This window comes from Nonomuraea sp. NPDC051941 (genome assembly GCF_044593615.1).
The window spans coordinates 92,401-112,045 of the sequence record NZ_JBIUCF010000029.1 but is presented as its reverse complement, the minus strand read 5'-3'; the positions used below and the strand labels follow the sequence as shown (position 1 = coordinate 112,045).

Here is a 19,645-nt window from a genome sequence, read left to right as displayed (position 1 = left end):
TTCTCCAAATCCAGTGACGACGTGGTCACGACCGGTTAAAGTCCAACCCACTCGCTGGCGCAGGGATGACGACGATGGGGGCCGAGGTGGCTCAGCACCTGAACGCGGCGCTGGCGGAGCTGGTGATCCTCCGCCGGCTCCGCCGGAGGAAGGTCCGTTTCGGCCGCCGGACCGGGCCTTTGGTCCTTCAGTGCGAGCCCTCGGACTACCACGCGGCCGACCTCGAGGCGATTCGATCGTGGCCCGCGGAGTACTACGAAGAGTATTCGAGCGTCCTGCCGATCAACGAGCCGTGCACAACCCCGCCGAACGCCGACCTGTCGCAGTTCGCGGCGGAATTGCGGGCCGTCGCGCACAGGCTCTCGCGTCCCGCCTACCGGCTCCCCCTCGTCTTCCCCCGCTTCGAGGCCGCGTACGCGCTCGCGAACTGGAATCTCCGCGACCCGGAGCAGAAGCGCCTCGCTGAGCTGGGCGAACTGGACGCCGAGCTGGAGGAGAAGGTCAAGGAGGCGATCGAAAAGGCCCGGCAGAAGATCCTGAAGGAGGTCCGCAAGGCGATCAAGAAGGTCGTCACCAACTCCTACCTCGGAAACCTGGCGAGCGGCATTGTCGGCCTGGTGATCGGCATATTCGGCGCTTTCCAGGTCCGTGCCCACTGGACCCTGCGCTGGTACCGGAAGAAGGCGTTCAGACGGCCGCTGGGGACCACCGAGGAGCTCGTCAGGGAACTACGCCGGCTGCTGATCGAGCCGTCCAAGAACAACATCGACGAAAAAGAGCTCCTGCTCGTCAAAGCCCTGCTGGCGGATATCAACGCGCACCACGGGCTTTTCCGCCGGCTCAACCGGGCGCGCCGTCCCGTCATTCTCCTGCCCGACGTCGACCTCGTCCCGGCGCGGCGGAAGATCAGAGACACGCTCCTCGCCGCGTACGATCACGGATCCCGCGGCCTGCGCGCCTATCCCGTCGTCGTGACGACCTCGGCGCGGGGTGAAGCACCGGTCGCGAGAGGGGCCAATCCGCCCGTCTCTCCTGGCGAACTCGCCAAGGAGATTCCGGCGCTGTTCGCACGGCGGAAAGAGGCCATCGAGAACATCATCGCCGGCGGCGCCGAGCCGGTGCCCAGCCGACTGCTGCCGGTCACCCTGGGATCGGGTCCGACGCCGAAACCGCCCCGCAGGGGGCCGGGACCGCTGACCCTCACCACCGAGATGTTCGCTCTCGCGGGCGTCCTGGGTTTCGTCGCGTACGCGGTGATCCTCCCGCCGCCGGAGCCGGCGAGCTGCGGGGAAGGGCTCGTCGTGATGGGCCGTGACTGCATCGGCGTGTCGGACGGCACAGGCGTGCTCATGCCGGATCTCGACGGCATGCCGGAGGCCTTCGCGCGCATCGAGGCGGAGAACAATCGGATCGCGGCGAAACCGTACGCCACCGTGGCGTTGATGATCCCCATGCAGTCGGACATCCCGGCCGTGCGCAAGCAGATCCTGAGCGAGGTGCAGGGCGCCTATCTGGCCCAGCTGCAGGCCAACACCCCCGACGCCGCGAAGCCCCCGATCCGCCTCGTCCTCGCCAACCCCGGCCGCGACTACGGGTACTGGCAGAAGACCGTGGATTACCTCACCGAGAGGGAACCGCAGCTCCGCGTCGTCGCCGGGTTCAACCTCAGCCTGACCAACACGTGGAACGCGATGCACCACCTGACGAAGGACCTGGGGATCCCCGTCGTCGCAAGCCTGGTCACCTCATCCGATTTCGCCAATCCGGAGACCCAGGACCGGAGCCGGGATCCGTTCCCCGGCCTGGCCCGCGTGGTCTCGACCACGAAAGAGCAGGCCGAGGCGCTGCTCAAGTCCGACCCGAAGCTGGCGGGCGCCGAGAGCGCGCTCGTCGCGGACACCCGGCCCCTGGACAACTACGACAAGTCGCTGCGCGACGCCTTCACCGAGGCCAGGAAGGGCAAGAAGGGCACCGGGGTCCAGGACATGACGTACGAGTCACCCGGCCTTGAGGAGCCCGGCCGCACGCCGAACCGGTTCCAGGACTTCGCCTTGAACATCTGTCAGTCGAACGCCCGTTTCATCTATTTCGCCGGCCGGGCCTTCCATCTGAAGCTCTTCGTCAAGACGCTGGCGAACACCTACTGCGCCGGCAAGAAGTCCTACACCGTGATCACCGGCTCCGACGCGACGACACTCGACAGCCGCCTGGACGCCGAGGATCTCGAACTCATCCGGGGCGACCCGGGCGGCGGCAGACCGTCCGTGTCCGTCGAGTACGCCGCCCCGGCCCACCCCGCCGCCTGGAACGTCGAGGTGGAGAAGTGGTGGCGGGAGAACACCCGCAAAGGCTCCAAGCCGAAGCGGGAAGACCTCCCGCGCTATCTCGCCGAGCCACAGGAGTCCCTGGCCCGGCTCCAGCACCTCATCGCCACCACCAAGATCGGCCCTGTGGCACTCGAGGACGGGCGTACGATCATCACCCACGACGTGGTCCTGACCGCCCACCGGGCCCTGGCGAAAGCCGTCGCGATCAGTCCTACGGAGGTCCCTTCCCGGCAGGACGTCAAGGACGTTCTCGCCGACCTGCACGCCGCCTACCGGATCCAGGGCGCGAGCGGCTTGATCTGCCTGACCGGCGCGGGCAACCCGTACGACAAGGCCCTCCCGGTCGTCCGCCTGGACCCGGCCTCGGGAAAGCTGACGTTCAAGGGCGTCGCCTGGCCTGAGGGGAAGCCCCCGAACAACAACTGCGTCGTGCCCCAGACCACCCCATAGGGCACCCTCGTATCAGAAAGCATCCCCAGTCCCTGCCGTGGGCTGCCTACGTACGTGGAATAGGTACCTATACGGGGAGTTTTCACCTCTTCTTGCGGCACCTCACTGAGGCATTCTCGATGGTGTGAGCAACCCAGGCTCACTGAACGAGAGACAAGGAAGAGGACCCACTCGGGGTAGGACATGAACAGGCTTCTGATGAGCAGCATCCTGACCGCGGCCACCGGCCGCCGCCAGACCACGTGCCGCACGGCCTCGTGGTTGCTCTCGCCTGACCTCCGCTCGGTGTGCGATGCCCGCCGGCTGACCCGTGAGAAGCTCGCCGAGTGGGGCCTCGACGACCAGGTGGAGGCCGCGGAGCTGCTCGTCAGCGAGCTGGTCGGCAACGCGCTGGAGCACGCGTACGGGCCGGTCCGCCTCAGCTTCTCCGCCGAGGACGGCCTGCTGCGCTGCGAGGTCGAGGACGAGAACCCCGACCTGCCGCACATGCGGGTCGTCGACGCGGACGCGGAGAGCGGACGCGGGCTGTTCCTCGTCGACATGCTGTCCTGCTGCTGGGGCGGCGAGCGTACGGCGCGCGGCAAGGCCATCTGGTTCGAGCTGCCGGTGTTCGCCCGCGCCGAGACCGACGCCCCTGTCGGCGCCCTCGCCCCGGTCGCCGCCTGAGCCCGGAAACCACCCGAGCCCCGGCCGCCCCTGAGCCCCGAAAAGCCCCGATCGCCCCCTGAGCCCCGAGCCCGCCCCGGCTAGCGGACTACTCCCACTCGATGGTGCCCGGAGGCTTGCTCGTCACGTCGAGCACCACCCGGTTGACCTCCCGAACCTCGTTGGTGATCCGGGTCGAGATGCGCGAGAGCACGTCGTAAGGCACCCGCGACCAGTCGGCCGTCATCGCGTCCTCGGACGTCACCGGCCGCAGCACCACCGGGTGCCCGTACGTGCGCCCGTCCCCCTGCACCCCCACCGACCGCACGTCGGCCAGCAGCACCACCGGGCACTGCCAGATCTGCCGGTCGAGGCCGGCCCGGGACAGCTCTTCGCGGGCGATCGCGTCGGCCTCGCGCAGCAGGTCCAGGCGCTCGCGGGTGACCTCGCCCACGATGCGGATCCCGAGGCCGGGGCCCGGGAAGGGCTGGCGCCAGACCATGGCGGACGGGAGCCCCAGCTCCTCGCCGGCCCGGCGCACCTCGTCCTTGAAGAGCGCGCGCAGCGGCTCGACCAGCTTGAACTGGAGGTCGTCAGGCAGGCCGCCGACATTGTGGTGGGACTTGATGTTGGCGGTGCCGGTGCCGCCGCCCGACTCCACCACGTCGGGGTAGAGCGTGCCCTGGACCAGGAACTCCACCGGCCCGTCGGCCATGATGGCGCGCTGCTCGTCCTCGAAGACGCGGATGAACTCGCGGCCGATGATCTTCCGCTTCTCCTCCGGGTCGGAGACGCCCTCCAGCGCCTTCAGGAAGCGGTCGGCGGCGTCCACCACGCGCAGCTTCACGCCCGTGACGGCCACGAAGTCGCGCTCCACCTGCTCGGCCTCGCCCTTGCGCAGCAGGCCGTGGTCGACGAAGACGCAGGTCAACCGGTCGCCGATGGCGCGCTGGACGATCGCGGCGGCCACCGCGGAGTCGACGCCGCCGGACAGGGCGCAGATCGCGCGGCCGTCGCCGACCTGGCGGCGCACGGCGTCGATGGAGTCTTCGACGATGTTGAGCATGGTCCACGACGGGCGGCAGCCGGCGGCGTCGAGGAAGTGCTTGAGGACCACCTGGCCGTGCTCGGAGTGGAGCACCTCCGGGTGGAACTGCACGCCGTAGAGGCCGCGCTCAGGGTGCTCGAAGGCGGCGACCGGGGTCTCGCTCGTCGAGGCCGTCACCGTGAAGCCCTCGGGGGCGGCGGCGACGCTGTCACCGTGTGACATCCAGACCGTCTGGGCGTCCGGCAGCCCGGCGAAGATCACGCCCTCGTTGAGCACGTCCAGCGCGGTGCCGCCGTACTCGGCCACGCCCGTGCGGGCCACCTCGCCGCCCAGCGCCTGCGCCATGGCCTGGAAGCCGTAGCAGATGCCGAACGTGGGCACACCCGTCTCGAACAGCCCGTGCGGCACCGGCGGGGCGCCTTCGGCATAGACCGAGGACGGGCCGCCGGACAGGATGATCGCCTTGGGGTTCTTGGCCATCATCTCCTCGACCGGCATGGTCGAAGGCACGATCTCGGAGTAGACGTGGCACTCGCGCACACGCCTGGCGATGAGCTGCGCGTACTGTGCGCCGAAGTCGACCACCAGCACTGTGTCGAATTCAGACACCGTGAGAACCCCCCAAAGGCGAAATGCGGTGACTACAGTCTATCGGCCTTGTGCATTACGCCTGGCCTGCCACCGGCACTCGTGCTAACACAGAACAATGGATCTTGTCTGGCCGGTGACCGCGTGGGCCCTGTGGGCCGCCACGCTGGCCGCCGCCTTCAAGGTGTCCAGCCGCGACCGCCCGCGACGGGCGCCGCGACACGAGACGCCACCGGCCGTGGTCGAGCTGTTACGCGGCATGCGGGCCCAGGAGGTGTTCCACTCGGCGCTGTTCGAGCTGGCCGGGCGCGGGTGGCTGACGATCGAGGACGATCGTCTCTCGCTGGCGCCCCTGAGGCAGGAGCCGCTCCTCCCGTACGAGCGATGGGTCCTGGAACGGGTGGTCGCCCGCCTGGCGGGCCGGCCGTACGCGCCCGTGATGGCGGTCATGCCCGAAGGGGCCGAGCTGGACGGCGGCCTGGTCCCGCTGGCCCGGCAGGCCGCGATCGACCTGGGCCTGGCGCGGCGGCGCTGGCCGACCATGATCGTTCCGGTGCTCCTGGCCGCCGGGCTGTTCATCCCCTGGTACGCCACCATCTCCGCGGCCGGGCTGTCGTGGCCGGGGATGATCGCGACGATGGTGTCGTTCGTGGCCGGGGTGGGGCTGCTCATGGCGGGCCGGGGGTTCCTGCTGACCCCCGCCGGGCGGGAGATCGCCGGGCCGGACGCCGAGCCGACGGATCCCGGGCAGGAGTGGATCTTCACGGGCAGCGGCTGGCACGGCGACGAGATCGAGCCGCCCGGGTCAGCCGCGTCCGGCCCCAAACGGCAGGAGATCTCCGGTTACATCGTCAAGCACTGGGCCGTCGCCGACCCGGACCACGAGACGACGAGCGGCAGGTGCGCCTACTACGTGGCCGTGCACGACGGCAGCTCGGAGAAGGCCAGGTCGTTCCTGGTCACACAGGGCCTCTACCAGGACGTGCTGCCCGGCGACCACGTCCGGCTGCTGGTCAGGCCGCACAGCGGCACGGTGGTGCGGGTGCTGGACCACGAACGTCACTGGTAGGGCGGCAGGTTCCCGGTGAGCAGGGTCTCGGTCTGCAGGCGCAGCCGGGCGGCGTACCGGGGATCGGTCAGCACCAGGAACCGCTCCTCGCGGATGGCCGCCACGACCAGGCCGGCCACCTCGGCCGGCTCGATGCCGCGCTCGGCCGCCCGGCCGACCCATTCCTGCGCGTCCGACTCGTCCTGGGTGGGGGTGGTGACCAGAGCGGCCGGGCGTACGCGCTCGGAGTCGGCGATGCGGGTCCTGACCGCGCCGGGGCAGAGCGCGGTCACCCGGAGTTTGGCGCCCGTGGCGGCCAGGTCTTCGGCGAGGGCCTGGGACGCGGCCATGGCGGCGTACTTGGTGACCGCGTACCCGCCCGATCCCGGCGTGGTGAACAGCCCGGCCACCGACACCGTGTTGACGATGTGCCCCTCGGTGTCCTGCTCGATCATGCGCGGGACGAACTCGTGGATGCCGTGGAGCACTCCCCACAGGTTCACGCCCAGCAGCCAGGCGAAGTCCTCCTCGCCGCGGGTCCACATGCGGCCGCCCTGGAAGACGCCGGCGTTGTTGCAGAGGACGTGCACGGCGCCGAACTCGCCGAAGCAGCGGTTGGCCAGGTGCCGTACGGCCGCCGCGTCGGAGACGTCGGTGACCTGCGTGAGCACCTTGCCGTCGCCTGCCTGGTAGGCCGTCTCGGCGAGGCCGCCGGGATCGACGTCGGCGAGCATCAGCGCCATGCCCTCGGCCGCGAACCTGAGCGCCAGCGCCCGCCCGATGCCGCTGGCCGCGCCGGTCACCACGGCGACCTTGCCGGAGAGCTCCCGCACAGGATCATCCTCCCCTCGCTCGCGACCGACGCTACCCTCTCCCTTCTTGAGAAGGGAGAGGGCGATCTAGAGGATGCGGTCGATCAGGCCCAGGGGCGGCGAGCCGAGGTCGAACAGGGCCTTGTGGTAGCGCTGCAGGCTGAAGCCCGCGCCCCACTCCGCCCGCGCCCGCTCCCGCAGGTCGAGGATGAGCAGCTTGCCCCAGGTGTAACGCCCGTACGTCGGGTCGAACGTCGCCCGCCTGGCCTCCGACAGCGCGGCCGGCCCGGCCAGGTGCGTGTCGGACTCGAAGCGCCTGGCGCCCTCCTCGACCGTCATCTGCCCGGTGTGCACGCCAATCGCGCAGGCCAGCCGGGTGACGCGGAGCAGCGCCTCCACCCAGACGCCGATCTCGAACCGCGGGTCGTCCGGCTCGAAGCCCTCCTCCACGCACAGTTCCTCGGCGTAGTGCGCCCACCCTTCGATGAACGCGAGGGACTGCAGGAGCCGGCGCACGTCCGACTTGGCCCGCCGCAGCGCGCGGGCGTGCGAGAAGTGCCCGGGCGCGACCTCGTGCACGTTGATCGCCGGCAGCGTCGCGTGGCTGAAGACCTCCAGCCACTCCTCCTGGTCCTGCTCCGGCCAGGACGGGTCCGGCGGCGTGATGTAGTACCAGGACGGGCCCTCGGGCTCGCCGGGCGAGTTCCACGCCATCATGGCCATCGCCCAGCGCCGCGACTCGGGCGCCAGCCCCACCAGGCACTCGCCGTCGTGGTAGGGCACGAGGTCCTTCTCGCGGGTGAACGCGATGGCCCTCTCGGTGCCGATCCGCGCCGCCTCGATGACCCCGTCGGGGTCGGGGTGGTCCTTGACCAGCTCCCGTACGACGTCCAGCGGCGCCCGGTCCCGCTCCCCCAGCTTGGCGCAGGACTCGGCGAGCAGGCCCATCAGCCGGTCCCGCTCGGCGTCGGCGCGCTCGGCGAGCGTGCCCAGGTCGACGGGCAGCCCTTCGGCCGTGCCCATGAGCCTGGCCAGCGCCTCGCCGCCGAGCGCCGCGTCGGGGTCGCCCTCGGCCGCGGCCCGCTCGACGTGGGCCACGAGCAGGCTGTGCGCCTTGAGCGCGGACTCGTCGGTGACCCCGGCGGACAGTCCCCTGGTCGCGGCGAGCAGGGACTGCGCGACGGGGGCCGGGACCTGGTCGAGCGAGGCGATCGCCTGGTCCACCGCCTCGGGCCAGAGCGCGAGGTGGGCCGCCTTGGCCGCCTCGCGCTCCTCCTCGGGGGCGTAGTCGCGGTCGTAGCAGGCGAGGTCGAGGTTCGAGAGGTGGACCAGCGGGTTCTTGCGGTGCAGCTCCAGTTCGCCGAACTGAGTGCGCAGGCTCTCCTCGAACACCTGTAGGTGCTCGGCGTCATGCGCGTCCGCGGGCAGCGGCCCCTCGCCGAGCCGCGCCAGACCGGACCGCACGCCCGCGGGCGAGAGGTCCTGGATCCGGCCGTCGTACTCGTGCCTGCCGCCGCCCTCGCGCGCCTCGGCCACGAACAGGTCGGTGATGGCTCGCAGCCTGGCGTCAAGTTCTGTCATGCGGCCGACGCTAGCGCACACCTTTCGCCCTGTTTTATACAAGCGCGTACCGGTCGGCCGTAATGTGAGAATGTTTCCCATGGCCCTCAAGATCACGACGCTCGCGGAGCGTCCCGAGTTCGCGCCGTCGCTGTTCGAGATGGACCATACGTGGCACGATTTCGTGCTCGAGGATCCGATGGCGGACCTGTTCTATCCGTTCGCCACCACGACCTACGCCGACTACGTGCTGGTGGCCGACTCCGACGAGGAGCCGGGACGGCTGGCGGCGCGGGCGTGCATGATCCCGTTCCTCTCCGGGGGCTCCGAACTGCCGGACGACGGGTGGGACGGCGTGATCAGGTACGGCTGGCTGGCCCGCGAGCGCGGCGAGCGGCCCGACAGCATCTCCGCCCTGGAGATCTCCGTGCGCCGCGACCTCCAGGGGACGGGGCTCTCCTACCTGATGCTCGGGGCCATGCGCGAGCGCGCCGCCGGGCTCGGCTACCGCGAGCTGGTGGCGCCGGTCAGGCCCAACAGGAAGCACCTCGAACCGCGCACCCCCATGGCCGAGTACGCCTTCAGGACCCGCGCCGACGGCCTGCCCCATGACGCCTGGTTACGGGTGCACGTGCGGGTAGGCGGGAAGATCGTCAAGGTGGCGCCGCGCTCGATGGTCGTCTCGGGCACGCTGGCGGAGTGGCGGCGGTGGACGGACCTGCCGTTCGACCGGCCTGGCCCGGTGGAGGTGCCCGGCGCGCTCACCCCGGTGCACTGCGACGTGGAGCAGGACCACGCCGTGTACGTCGAGCCGAACGTCTGGGTCAGCCACCCCCTGGCCTGAGCGCGACCCGGCGCCGCAGCTCATCGGCGAACTGCCCGGCGTCCAGCCCCTTCGCGGTGGCCCACGCGTCATCGTGATATGTCGTCAGATGCCGGTCGGCGGCATCTCCGACCAGCGACACCACGGTGCCGGTCTCGCCCCTGGCCCGCATGCGCTCGACCAGCTCCAGCGCCGCCCAGAGCGCCGTGCCCGACGAGCCGCCCACCGCGAGCCCCGTGACCGCCCTGAGGTGCCGGGCCGCCGCCACGCTCGCGGCGTCGGGCACCGGGATGACGAGGTCGACGAGATCGGGCCGGAACCCCGGCTCGACGCGGGGCCGCCCGATGCCTTCGATCCGCGACGGCATCCCGGTCGCGTAGTCGGACACGTCGAGCGTCCATCCCGGGAAATATGCCGAATTATCGGGATCGGCCACCGCGACCCGGCAGGGCACGTCGTGCTCGCGTACCCACCGGCCGAGCGTGGCGGAGGTGGCACCCGTGCCCGCGCCCGTCACCACCCAGTCGGGCCGCACCTGGGCGAACAGCTCCTCCCCCAGGTCGTGCTCGGCCGCCCGGCCGAACTGGTCGAGGAAATGGCCCGGGATCCCGCGCGCCGCGTCGTAGATCGCCAGTGGCGGCGTCACGAACCTGCACTCCCCGCCCAGCGCCTCCACCGCCTGGGCCCGCGCCTGGCTGCGCTCGCCCGGCATGACCACGACGTACGGCAGCCCGAGCCGCCGGGCGAACCAGGCCTGCGCGACGGCCGCGTTGCCGCCCGTGGCCTCCACCACGGTCGTGCCCTCGCCGGCCAGCCCGTCGAGGACGGCCCGCCGGAACAGCGCCCTGGCGTGCCGGTGCCGCAGGCTCCCGGTCGGCTGCGCGGACTCGTCCTTCAGCAGCAGCCTGATCCCGGGCGCCTGGACCGGGAAGTCGATCAGCGGGGTGGGCTCCCCCGCCGCCAGCACGTCGAGGGCCTGCGCGTTCCAGCTCACGGCTCCACCCTGCCAGGCCGGGGCGGGCCGGGCGGCGCCGTTCGCCACGAGCCGACCGATCGGGCGGGCGGCCGGCGAATCCGGGTGCCGTGATCAGGGGATCTCGGTGGTTTCGCCCGGAGCGAGCAGCCGGAGCCGTTCGCCGAACCCGGCGAACGCCTTCTCCACGGTGTCCCGCCCCTGCGTGAAATGCGCCCAGTGCTCGAAGTGCAGCGGCACCACGTGCCTGGCCCCCAGGATCTCGGCCGCCGTCACGGCGTCGTCGCTGGTCAGCGTCAGGTAGCCGTCGACCAGCGGCGTGCGCGCCCCGCCCGCGAACAGCAGCGCCACGTCCACGGGGCCGAACCGCCCGGCGATCTCCCGTACGACGTCCAGCGAGGCGTTGTCGCCGCTCACGTAGACGGTCGGCAGCCCGTCACCGCTGAGCACGAACCCGGTCACCTCGCCCACCAGGTGCTCGGTCCCGTCGGGCCCGTGCTGGGCGGGGACGCCGGTCACCCGCAGCCCGTCGCCCACCGTGACGGAGGTCCAGTTGGGCAGCGCCCGCACGGAGGATCCCAGCCGCCCGGCCGCCGACCCGGTGGAGAGCACCAGCGGAACGGACGCCAGGTAGTCCCGCCCGGCCCTGTCGAGGTTGTCCGGGTGCTGGTCGTGGGAGAGCAGCACCGCGTCCACGGCCCCGAGCTCGGCCGCGCCGGAGGCGGGCCCCGCGGTCTTCGTGAGCGTCCTGTTCCCGATCGGGTAGTCGCCGGGCGCGTCGAACGTGGGGTCGGTCAGCAGGCGCACCCCGCCGATCTCCAGGACCGCCGTCGGCCCTCCGAGGTAACGAATCTCCATGGACGTCAACGACACCGGCCCGGGACGGCTTATTCCACAACGAGCCCGTTGATGATCCGCACGGTCGACCGGTGGCAGAGCGCGCGGAAGTCGGCCTCGGCCATCCCGATCCGCCCGCTCAGGTACTGCTGGACCAGCCCCTGCGCGCTCGACGTGATCGTCATCGCCGTCTCCAGGGGATCGTCCTCGCGCAGCCGCCCCGTGCGCATGCCCTCCTCCACGAGCTCGGCGACGACGCTGAACGGCGGCCCCTGCCCGTCGCGGAAGTCCTCCGGGAAGCGCCGCGCCCCCGCCCAGGCGTCCAGGATCAGGAACCGGTACAAATGCGGACTCCCGAGCGCGAAGTCGAGGAAGTCGTCCAGCGCGGCCATGCACCGCTCGTCCCACGTCCCCGAAGGAGAGCGCTGCCGCCATGACTCGGCCAGCTCGCGGGCGCTGCGGTCGGCGACCGCGCGCAGCAGGGCGTCCCGGTTGGGGTAGTGGCGGTAGATGGCCATGGCGGTGATGCCCACGGCGTCGCCCACGCGCCGCATGCTGACCGCGTCGGCGCCGTCCTCCAGGAGGATCCGCCGCGCGACGGCCACGATGCGCCCGGCCGTGCCCTGATCGTTCACGTTTACAGCGTAGACGTCACTTCAAGCGCAGCCGCCGCATCGTCTTGAGCGTGGTGGCCAGGGTGGCGGCCCACTTCTCGTACGGCAGCCCGAGCGGCGGCTCGAACCCCAGCCAGCCCGCCTGCGAGGCCACGGTCTTGGACTCGGTGTAGCGCAGCAGGCCCTCGGAACCGTGCCGGCGGCCCAGCCCGGACGCCTTCATACCGCCCATGGGGGCGTCGTAGGAGGCGTAGGCCGAGGCGTACCCCTCGTTGATGTTGACCGTGCCGGCCTTGACTCGGGCGGCGAGCGCGCGGCCGCGCGGGAGGCTGGAGGTCCAGATGGAGGCGTTCAGGCCGTAGATGGTGTCGTTGGCCAGCTCGACCACCTCGTCCTCGGAGGTGAACGGGTAGAGCGCGACCACCGGCCCGAACGTCTCGTTGCGGCACAGCTCCATGTCCTCGGCGACGCCGGTGAGCACGGTCGGCTCGTAGAACAGCGGGCCCAGGTCGGGCCTGGCCCTGCCGCCGGTCAGCAGCCTCGCGCCCTTGGCCAGGGCGTCGTCCACGTGCGCGCTGACCGTGTCGAGCTGGCGCCGCGAGGTGAGCGAGCCCATCTGGACCGACCAGTCGTGGCCCGCGCCCAGCTTCATGCCCCGGACCTGCTCGACGAAGCGCTCGGCGAAGGCGTCGAACACGGACGCGTGCACGTACAGGCGCTCGATCGACAGGCAGAGCTGCCCGGCGTTCGTGAAGCAGGCCCGGATGGCCCCCTGGACGGCCACGTCGAGGTCGGCGTCGTCGAGCACCACCATCGGGTTCTTGCCGCCGAGCTCCAGCGAGCAGCCGATGAGCCGCTTGGCCGCCTCCTCGGCGATCTTCCTGCCACCGCGCGTCGATCCCGTGAACGCCACGTAGTCGGCGTCGTCCAGCAGCGCGTCGCCGATCTCGGCCGGCTCGCCGAGCACGACCTGCCAGATCTCGCGCGGCATGCCCAGCTCGGCCAGCAGGTCGATGGTCCACAGCGTGGACTGGGCGGTCTGCGTGTCCGGCTTGTGCACGATCGCGTTGCCGGCCAGCAGCGCGGGCACCGCGTCGGTGACGCCCAGCGCGAGCGGGTAGTTCCACGGGGAGATCAGCGCGACCACGCCCTTGGGCCGGCGCAGCTCCACGACGCGGGTGGCGCCGGGGAAGACGCCCTTGCGGGCGCGCGGCGCGAGCAGGCCGGGCGCCCGGCGGGCGTAGTGGAGAGCGCAGCCCGCGACGTCGAGCACCTCCTCGAAGGCGTGCTTGCGGGCCTTGCCCGTCTCGTCCTGGACGATGTCGAGGATCTCGGCGCGCCGGTCGAGGATCGCGTCGTGCAGCCGCAGGAACGGTCTCGCCCGCTCCGCCACGGGCCTGCGCGCCCACTCCTCCTGGGCGGCCCTGGCCTTCTCGTACGCCCTGCGGACGTCGTCGACGTCCGAGACGGGCAGCTCAGCGAGGGTTTCGCCGGTGAAGGGGGCGATGATGTGCCGTGTCCTACCGCTGGACGTCACGTGCATGCCAGAAGGATATTCCGCGCGGCTACCCACGGGTAGTTTTTGCGGATTCGCGCCGTAGCGACAGAATCCCTACATGGCAACCTTCGCTCCGCTACGCCCCGGAGATCCACAGCGGCTGGGGGGCCTGGATCTCCTCGGCCGGCTCGGTGAGGGCGGTCAGGGCGTCGTCTACCTCGCCCAAGGCCACAATGACTCCCGCGTGGCCGTCAAATGGCTGCGCCCCGACCTGTCGGGCGACCAGGTGAGCGCCGAGAGGTTCATGCGCGAGGTCCAGGTGGCCCAGCAGGTGGCGCCGTTCTGCACCGCCGCCGTCCTCGGCACCGGGATGGAGGAGGATCGGCCGTACATCGTCAGCGAGTTCATCGAGGGGCCCTCCTTGCACCGGGTCGTGCAGGAGGACGGGCCGCGCACGGGCACCGTGCTGCACCGCCTGGCCATCGGCACCGCCACCGCGCTGGCCGCCATCCACCAGGCCGGCATCGTCCACCGTGACTTCAAGCCGGCCAACGTGATCATCGGCGCCGACGGGCCCCGGGTGATCGACTTCGGCATCGCCAGGGCGCTGAACGCCACGTCGACGATCAGCAGCATGGTCGTGGGCACACCGGCGTACATGTCGCCCGAGCAGATCATGGGGCACACGGTCGGCCCGGCGGCCGACATGTTCTCGTGGGCGAGCGCGATGGTCTTCGCCGCCTCCGGGCAGGCGCCGTTCGGCAGCGACACGATGCCCGCGGTGATCAACCGCGTCCTCAACCAGCATCCCGACCTGGGCATGCTCGACGGGCAGCTGCGTGACGTGGTGGCCGCTTGCCTGTCCAAGGACCCGGCGCAGCGGCCGACGGCCGAGCAGGTCATCATGCAGCTGCTGCGGCACCCGGCGCCGGGTGCCACGCCCGTCTCCGGGCCGCAGCCCGCGCCCGGCTCCGGCTTCCTCGCGCAGGCCGCCGCCGAGGCAGCCCCCGCACCGCCGTCGCCCTTCGCGTCGCCGTCAGGGCCACTGGGCCCGCACTCCGGCCCGCACTCCGGCCCGCCGTCGGGGCCTATGTCCGGTCCTCGGCCAGGTCCGCCGTCAGGGCCCGCGTCGGGTCCGCACCCGGCCCCGCACCCGGTCCCGCCGTCGGGCCCCGTCCCGTACGGGCCCGGCGGGCACTCCGGCCCGATCCCGCACACCGGCTCCGTCGCCCCGTCCCCCCAGCCGCCGTGGCAGCCTCCCGGAGGCTACGGCCAGCCCACGCACCCGAGCTGGGGCGAGCAGCGGCCGAGGAAGAGCAGGGCGCCCCTGGTCGCCGGCATCACGGTGGCGGTCGCGCTGCTGATCCTCGCCGGCGTGGTCGTCTACATCCAGGTCGACAAGTCGTCGACGCTGGCCGGCCCGGCCAAGACCCCGGCGACGACCTCGACGAGGAGCAGGACGACCACCAGCCCGGCCCCCACCGAGCAGGCCGTGCCGAGGCCGGGCATCAAGAAGACGCTCCCCGGCGCGAACATCTCCCTCTACGAGGACCCGGGCGACGCGATCGTGCTGACCTCCTACGAGATCTACGACAAGAAGAAGGACGACTGGATCGACTACGCCAGGGGGTCGCTGCGCGGCTCGTTCACGAAGTACGCCGCCAACTGGGAGTCGAGGACCTCCCCTGACGGCCGCTACCTCGCGGAAAGGGGCAGGAGCTACAGCTCCGACGACTTCGACTTCATCGTCCTCACCGACCGGCAGAGCGGCGACCGTTCGACGATCAAGACCGTCAAGGAGCCGCTGATCAGCAGCATCAGGGCGTGGTCGAGGGACGGCTCGAAGATCCTGCTCAACACCGAGCGCAAGGTCGGGAGCAAGTGGCTCTACCTGGGCTTCGTCATCGTGGACGTGGCCGCCAAGAAGGCCACCCAGATCGACGTCAGCGACACCTCCGTGCGCCAGACGGCCTTCGGCTTCGACGGCACCGAGGACGGCGCGGTGAACGTCTACGGCGACGAGAAGAACCGCAGCCTGCGCTTCTTCAACGCCCTGGGCAAGGCCACGAACTCGGCGAGCGAGATCGGCACGCTGTCCGCCGGCACGCAGGACCTCTTCTCGCCCTCGGGCAAGACGTTCGTCACGAACTGCCCCAACGGCGGAGACGGCGACCACTGCATCTGGGACACCAGGTCGGGCGAGCGCCTGCGTAAGTTCTCCTCCCAGTGCGACAAGGTCCTCGGCTTCTACGACGAGAGCCACCTCTACTGCTGGGAGCAGGACAACGGCGCCGACGACGAGGTCCAGGTGGTCGACTTCACCGGGAAACTCGTGCGCAAGCTGCTCGAGGTGCCGGACGACATCGACTTCAGCCCGGTCTTCACCGCCAACCCGAACAAGGGCTCCTGAACCATCCGCCCGGGGCAGCCGTCATGAGGGCATGAAGACGCTGATCCGCACGGCCGCGACCGTCGCGGCGCTGGCGACCGCCGCGGTCGCCTGCACCTCCACGACCGCGGGCGCGCCGCCGAAGCCCAGGGTGAGCTCGCTCGGCGCGATCCGCCTGGTGGCCTACACCGGCTGCGACGACCTGCTGTCGGGGCTGCGCGAGCACGCCGCCCAGCGCGTCACCCCGTGGGGGTTCGACAACGTGCTGCCCTTCGCCGCCATGGAGGACTCCGCCCGCTCGGTCACCGCGAACGCCAAGACGAGCACCCCCGAGCACTCCACGACGAACGTGCACGAGACCGGCGTGGACGAGCCCGACGTGGTCAAGACGGACGGCGACCGGGTCATCACCGTCAAGGACGGCGTCCTGCGGATCATCGACACCGCCACCAGGAAGGTCACCGGCTCGCTCAAGCTGACGGAGGGCGAGAACGGGCCCGGCGTGCCCGCCGACCTGCTCGTCTCGGGCGACCGCGCGCTGGTGCTGATGCGCGGCGGCGACATCATGTACAAGCGGATGGCCGGCTTCGCCCCGCCGGGCGACACCAGGTACGTGCTGGTCGACCTGTCGGGCAAGCCCAAGGTGCTGAGCACGATCAAGCCGCAGGGCTCGTACGTGGACGCCAGGATGGTCGGCTCCACGGTCAGGCTGGTCACCCGCAGCCAGCCGGACATCGCCTTCCCCGAGTTCAAGGACGACGTCTCCGAGGCCGAGCGTGTCAAGCGCAACCAGGCCGCGGTCCGGCAGGCCCCGGCGGACGCCTGGCTCCCCAAGATCGAGATCACCGACGCGTCCGGCACCGTCAAGAAGGACTCGGTGAAGTGCGAGCGGATCAGCCACCCGGCCGACTACACCGGCACCTCGCTGCTGACCGTGCACACCATCGACCTGGCGCAGGGCGTGACCGCCGCGGGCACCGACCCGATCAGCCTGGCGGCCGACGGCGACATCGTGTACGGCACCGGCAGCAGCCTCTACGTGGCCAGCAACCCGCGCTGGTGGATGCCGGTGGTGATCAGCGAACCGGCGGTGGAGACCCCGACGACCGCACCGTCCTCCGGGGACGCCGCCCCGGCCGTGGAGCCCACGCCCACGAGCCCTCCGGTGCCGGACACCCCGACGCCCAGCCCGACGCCGACGATCCCGCCCGAGGAGACCGAGGTCCACCGGTTCGACATCGGCTCGCCCGGCGCGCCCTCCTACGTGGCCTCGGGCAAGGTCCCGGGCCGGCTGCTGAACCAGTACTCGCTGTCGGAGTACGACGGTCACCTGCGCGTCGCCACCACGCTCACCTCCCCGGACGGCAAGACCAGCTCCAGCGCCGTGTACGTGCTCAAGGCCGACACCATGGCCAAGACCGGCGAGGTCGGCGGCCTCGGCGAGGGCGAGCGGATCTACTCGGTCAGGTTCATCGGCCCGGTCGGCTACTGCGTCACGTTCAAGCAGGTCGACCCGCTCTACACGCTCGACCTGCGCGACGCGGCGGCGCCCAAGGTGACGGGCGAGCTGAAGATCACCGGCTACTCCGCGTACCTGCACCCCGGCGCCGAGGGCCGGCTGATCGGCATCGGCCAGGAGGCCAGCGAGAAGGGCAGGACGCTGGGCACGCAGGTGTCGCTGTTCGACGTGAGCGATCCGGCGGGCCCGCGCAGGCTGTCGCAGCTGTTCCAGAAGGACTCGGGCTCGGCGGCCGAGTGGGACCCGCACGCGTTCCTGTACTGGCCCAAGACCGGTCTGGCGGTGATCCCGCTGACCCAGCAGAACGAGTCGGGCGGACTCGTGCTGAAGATCGACGACTCGGGCGTGACGAAGCTGGGCATGATCAAGCACCCGGCCAAGGACGAGTACCAGGCCGGGATCGAGCGGGCGCTGGTCATCGGCGACTCGATCTGGACGCTCTCGTACGACGGCATGCAGGTCAACGACGCCGCCACGCTGGCACAACAGGCCTGGATCCCGCTCCGCTGAGCACAAAAATCCACTCAAGAAAAGGTGCTGATTTCGTATGAAATTGGCACCTTTTTCGATGGACAGAACCCGACAACTGATGAAAACTTTACTAACCATGTAATGTCGGACTCAGTGGATTTGTCATGACATGGGTCTCCTGGGTCCGCGACACAGGAAGGGCTCACGCCGATGCGAACACGCACCCCCCTGCTCGCATTGCTCGTCAGCGCCGTGGCGTTAGCCATGGCGCCGCCGCCTGCCTCCGCCGCCACGCAGGACGCGCAGGCCGCGGAAGGGACGTACATCGTCGAACTCAAGCCGACCATGCGGGCGGCGCCCCGCAGCGCGGCCCAGGACCAGGTGTCCCAGGCCGGCGGCCAGCTCGTCGGCGTCTACGAGCACGCGTTCAAGGGCTACACCGCCCGCCTGAGCGCGAGCGCGGCCGAGCAGCTCAAGCGGAACCCGAACGTCCTCAGCGTCGAGCCCGACGCCGAGGTGACCGCCTTCGCGCAGACCACGCCCACCGGCGTACGGCGCATCTTCGGCCCCAGCAACCCGAACCTCGACATCGACGGCACCGATGACGTGCGCATCGACACGGACGTCGCCGTCATCGACACCGGCGTCGACTACACCCACCCCGACCTGAACGTGGTCGCCCGCGCCAACTGCGTGTCCGGCGTCTGCACGAACAACGCCGGCGTCGACGACAACGGCCACGGCTCGCACGTCGCGGGCATCGTCGGCGCGATCGACAACTCCATCGGCTCGGTCGGCGTCGCCCCCGGCGCCCGCATCCACGCCGTGAAGGTGCTCAACTCCGCCGGCTCCGGCACCCTGGCCGGGATCGCCGCCGGAATCGACTGGGTGGTGGCCCGCGCCTCCACCATCGAGGTCATCAACCTGAGCCTGGGCTGCAACGGCTGCACGAGCAGCGCGATCACCAACGCGATCACCAGGGCCGTCAACGCCGGCATCGTGGTCGTGGTGGCCGCGGGCAACAACCACGCGAACACGTCCTCGTTCTTCCCCGCCAACCACCCCGACGTGGTCACCGTCTCGGCGCTGACCGACAACGACGGCCTGGCCGGCGGCGCGGGCGGCAGCACGCTCTCGTGCCGCAGCGAGACCGACCAGGACGACACCTCGGCGTTCTACTCCAACTTCGGCGCCACCGTCGAGATCACCGCACCCGGCACCTGCATCTACTCGACGTGGATGAACGGCGGCTACAACACGATCAGCGGCACCTCGATGGCCAGCCCCCACGTGGCGGGCGCGGCCGGCATCCTCACCGCGGGCGCCCGCAAGCCGACGACCAGGGCGGGCTCGCTGGCCGTACGGACCAAGCTGATCTCCACCGGTAACTCCAACTGGACCGACGACTCCGGCGACGGCGTCAAGGAGCCCCTGCTCGACGTGCACGACGCCACGCAGTACTGATAGACCATCCCGGATAGGGGCGGTGCGCGGATCCCGCAGCGCCGCGTGCCGCCCCCTCCCCCTCCCCCTTACGACTCGGCCAGCTCGCGGGCGATGTCCAGGTGGCCGGCGTGGCGCATGTACTCCTCCAGGACGTGGAACATGATCCACGCCAGCGTCGGCGGCTCCTTGGGCGGCTGGAACCGGCCGATCCGCGAGGCCACGTCGGACAGGCCCGCCCCCGCCACCGCCTGCCTGGACCGCTCGCACTGCGCCAGGTAGAAGTCCTTGATCTCCTCGAACGACTCGGCCGCGACGAACCTGTCGTCCTCGTCGCGGTCGCTCCACGGGTCCTCGACCTGCTCGCCCGCGAAGTCCCAGACGAACCAGCGCCGCTCCATGTACGCCAGGTGCTTGAGCATCGACACGGGCGTCCACCCCGACGGCACCCGGCTCACCTCGGGTTCGGGGAACCCGTCCAGCTTGCGCAGGATCTCCTCGCGATAGTGGTCGAGGTAGCCCTCCAGCAGCGCGCGGGGGTCGGAAAGCTGGTTGGACGGCTCGCTCATGCGCCCTCCTTCGTCGGTCGCACGAGCGAGT

The 19,645-nt window shown here is 70.8% G+C and carries 15 protein-coding genes; 7 read left to right on the top strand and 8 right to left on the bottom strand.

Annotated elements, in window-relative coordinates:
* Positions 1-74: 74 nt before the first annotated feature.
* Together ACIHFD_RS39460 and ACIHFD_RS39455 are read left to right on the top strand one after the other, a co-directional pair.
* A complete protein-coding gene (locus ACIHFD_RS39460) occupies positions 75-2,777 on the top strand; it encodes a hypothetical protein (RefSeq protein WP_397371293.1) in 2,703 nt (900 codons plus the stop codon).
* A gap of 183 nt (positions 2,778-2,960) precedes the next feature.
* Entirely contained in the window at positions 2,961-3,443 is a 483-nt protein-coding gene (locus tag ACIHFD_RS39455; RefSeq protein WP_397371291.1) for an ATP-binding protein, read from the top strand.
* A gap of 88 nt (positions 3,444-3,531) precedes the next feature.
* Here ACIHFD_RS39455 and guaA read toward each other — a convergent pair whose 3' ends face one another.
* A complete protein-coding gene (guaA, locus tag ACIHFD_RS39450) occupies positions 3,532-5,079 on the bottom strand; it encodes a glutamine-hydrolyzing GMP synthase (protein WP_397371290.1) in 1,548 nt (515 codons plus the stop codon).
* Between the two features lie 97 nt (positions 5,080-5,176).
* Here guaA and ACIHFD_RS39445 point away from each other — a divergent pair, with 97 nt between their 5' ends.
* Positions 5,177-6,127 (top strand): hypothetical protein, encoded by a 951-nt coding sequence (locus ACIHFD_RS39445; RefSeq protein WP_397371289.1) that lies wholly within the window; start codon positions 5,177-5,179, stop codon positions 6,125-6,127.
* On the opposite strand, the gene ACIHFD_RS39440 is transcribed toward ACIHFD_RS39445, so the two are convergent.
* A complete protein-coding gene (locus tag ACIHFD_RS39440; protein ID WP_397371288.1) occupies positions 6,118-6,939 on the bottom strand; it encodes an SDR family NAD(P)-dependent oxidoreductase in 822 nt (273 codons plus the stop codon). The genes ACIHFD_RS39445 and ACIHFD_RS39440 overlap by 10 nt on opposite strands.
* Positions 6,940-7,005: 66 nt before the next feature.
* Entirely contained in the window at positions 7,006-8,499 is a 1,494-nt protein-coding gene (locus ACIHFD_RS39435; protein ID WP_397371287.1) for a DUF885 family protein, read from the bottom strand.
* 79 nt (positions 8,500-8,578) lie between these two features.
* On the opposite strand from ACIHFD_RS39435, the gene ACIHFD_RS39430 reads away from it, so the two are divergent.
* On the top strand, positions 8,579-9,322 hold the full coding sequence (locus ACIHFD_RS39430) for an N-acetyltransferase (RefSeq protein ID WP_397371286.1): 744 nt from the start codon (positions 8,579-8,581) through the stop codon (positions 9,320-9,322).
* Here the strand turns inward: ACIHFD_RS39430 and ACIHFD_RS39425 are convergent.
* From ACIHFD_RS39425 to ACIHFD_RS39410, 4 genes are all read right to left on the bottom strand, one after another.
* Positions 9,303-10,295: a PLP-dependent cysteine synthase family protein gene (locus tag ACIHFD_RS39425; RefSeq protein ID WP_397371285.1), complete on the bottom strand. Its 993-nt coding sequence runs from the start codon at positions 10,293-10,295 to the stop codon at positions 9,303-9,305. The genes ACIHFD_RS39430 and ACIHFD_RS39425 overlap by 20 nt on opposite strands.
* Before the next feature lie 93 nt (positions 10,296-10,388).
* The gene (locus ACIHFD_RS39420; RefSeq protein WP_397371284.1) at positions 10,389-11,132 is read right to left on the bottom strand and encodes an MBL fold metallo-hydrolase; all 744 of its coding nucleotides are present in this window, start codon (positions 11,130-11,132) and stop codon (positions 10,389-10,391) included.
* Between the two features lie 29 nt (positions 11,133-11,161).
* A complete protein-coding gene (locus ACIHFD_RS39415) occupies positions 11,162-11,746 on the bottom strand; it encodes a TetR/AcrR family transcriptional regulator (RefSeq protein ID WP_355190318.1) in 585 nt (194 codons plus the stop codon).
* A gap of 16 nt (positions 11,747-11,762) precedes the next feature.
* The gene (locus ACIHFD_RS39410; protein ID WP_397371283.1) at positions 11,763-13,268 is read right to left on the bottom strand and encodes a succinic semialdehyde dehydrogenase; all 1,506 of its coding nucleotides are present in this window, start codon (positions 13,266-13,268) and stop codon (positions 11,763-11,765) included.
* Positions 13,269-13,341: 73 nt separating this feature from the next.
* Here ACIHFD_RS39410 and ACIHFD_RS39405 point away from each other — a divergent pair, with 73 nt between their 5' ends.
* The 3 genes from ACIHFD_RS39405 (at position 13,342) to ACIHFD_RS39395 (ending at position 19,066) form a co-directional block, all read left to right on the top strand.
* Positions 13,342-15,633, top strand: a complete 2,292-nt coding sequence (locus tag ACIHFD_RS39405) for a protein kinase (RefSeq protein WP_397371282.1) — start codon at positions 13,342-13,344, stop codon at positions 15,631-15,633.
* A 31-nt stretch (positions 15,634-15,664) separates the two neighbouring features.
* Positions 15,665-17,641, top strand: coding sequence for a beta-propeller domain-containing protein (locus tag ACIHFD_RS39400; RefSeq protein ID WP_397371281.1), 1,977 nt, complete (start codon positions 15,665-15,667; stop codon positions 17,639-17,641).
* Between the two features lie 171 nt (positions 17,642-17,812).
* Positions 17,813-19,066: a S8 family serine peptidase gene (locus tag ACIHFD_RS39395; protein WP_397371280.1), complete on the top strand. Its 1,254-nt coding sequence runs from the start codon at positions 17,813-17,815 to the stop codon at positions 19,064-19,066.
* Between the two features lie 68 nt (positions 19,067-19,134).
* On the opposite strand, the gene ACIHFD_RS39390 is transcribed toward ACIHFD_RS39395, so the two are convergent.
* Positions 19,135-19,614 carry a DinB family protein gene (locus tag ACIHFD_RS39390; RefSeq protein ID WP_397371279.1) on the bottom strand — a complete coding sequence of 160 codons (480 nt, stop codon included), beginning with the start codon at positions 19,612-19,614 and terminating at the stop codon, positions 19,135-19,137.
* Positions 19,615-19,645: the final 31 nt, after the last annotated feature.

Bases quoted from the DNA above. Each gene is read 5' to 3' on its own strand.
- ACIHFD_RS39395 (WP_397371280.1), top strand. From the start codon at position 17,813: ATGCGAACACGCACCCCCCTGCTCGCATTGCTCGTCAGCGCCGTGGCG.
- ACIHFD_RS39420 (WP_397371284.1), bottom strand. From the start codon at position 11,132: ATGGAGATTCGTTACCTCGGAGGGCCGACGGCGGTCCTGGAGATCGGC.
- ACIHFD_RS39410 (WP_397371283.1), bottom strand. From the start codon at position 13,268: ATGCACGTGACGTCCAGCGGTAGGACACGGCACATCATCGCCCCCTTC.
- ACIHFD_RS39455 (WP_397371291.1), top strand. From the start codon at position 2,961: ATGAACAGGCTTCTGATGAGCAGCATCCTGACCGCGGCCACCGGCCGC.
- ACIHFD_RS39400 (WP_397371281.1), top strand. From the start codon at position 15,665: ATGAAGACGCTGATCCGCACGGCCGCGACCGTCGCGGCGCTGGCGACC.
- ACIHFD_RS39430 (WP_397371286.1), top strand. From the start codon at position 8,579: ATGGCCCTCAAGATCACGACGCTCGCGGAGCGTCCCGAGTTCGCGCCG.
- ACIHFD_RS39460 (WP_397371293.1), top strand. From the start codon at position 75: ATGGGGGCCGAGGTGGCTCAGCACCTGAACGCGGCGCTGGCGGAGCTG.
- ACIHFD_RS39390 (WP_397371279.1), bottom strand. From the start codon at position 19,614: ATGAGCGAGCCGTCCAACCAGCTTTCCGACCCCCGCGCGCTGCTGGAG.
- ACIHFD_RS39435 (WP_397371287.1), bottom strand. From the start codon at position 8,499: ATGACAGAACTTGACGCCAGGCTGCGAGCCATCACCGACCTGTTCGTG.
- ACIHFD_RS39445 (WP_397371289.1), top strand. From the start codon at position 5,177: ATGGATCTTGTCTGGCCGGTGACCGCGTGGGCCCTGTGGGCCGCCACG.
- ACIHFD_RS39405 (WP_397371282.1), top strand. From the start codon at position 13,342: ATGGCAACCTTCGCTCCGCTACGCCCCGGAGATCCACAGCGGCTGGGG.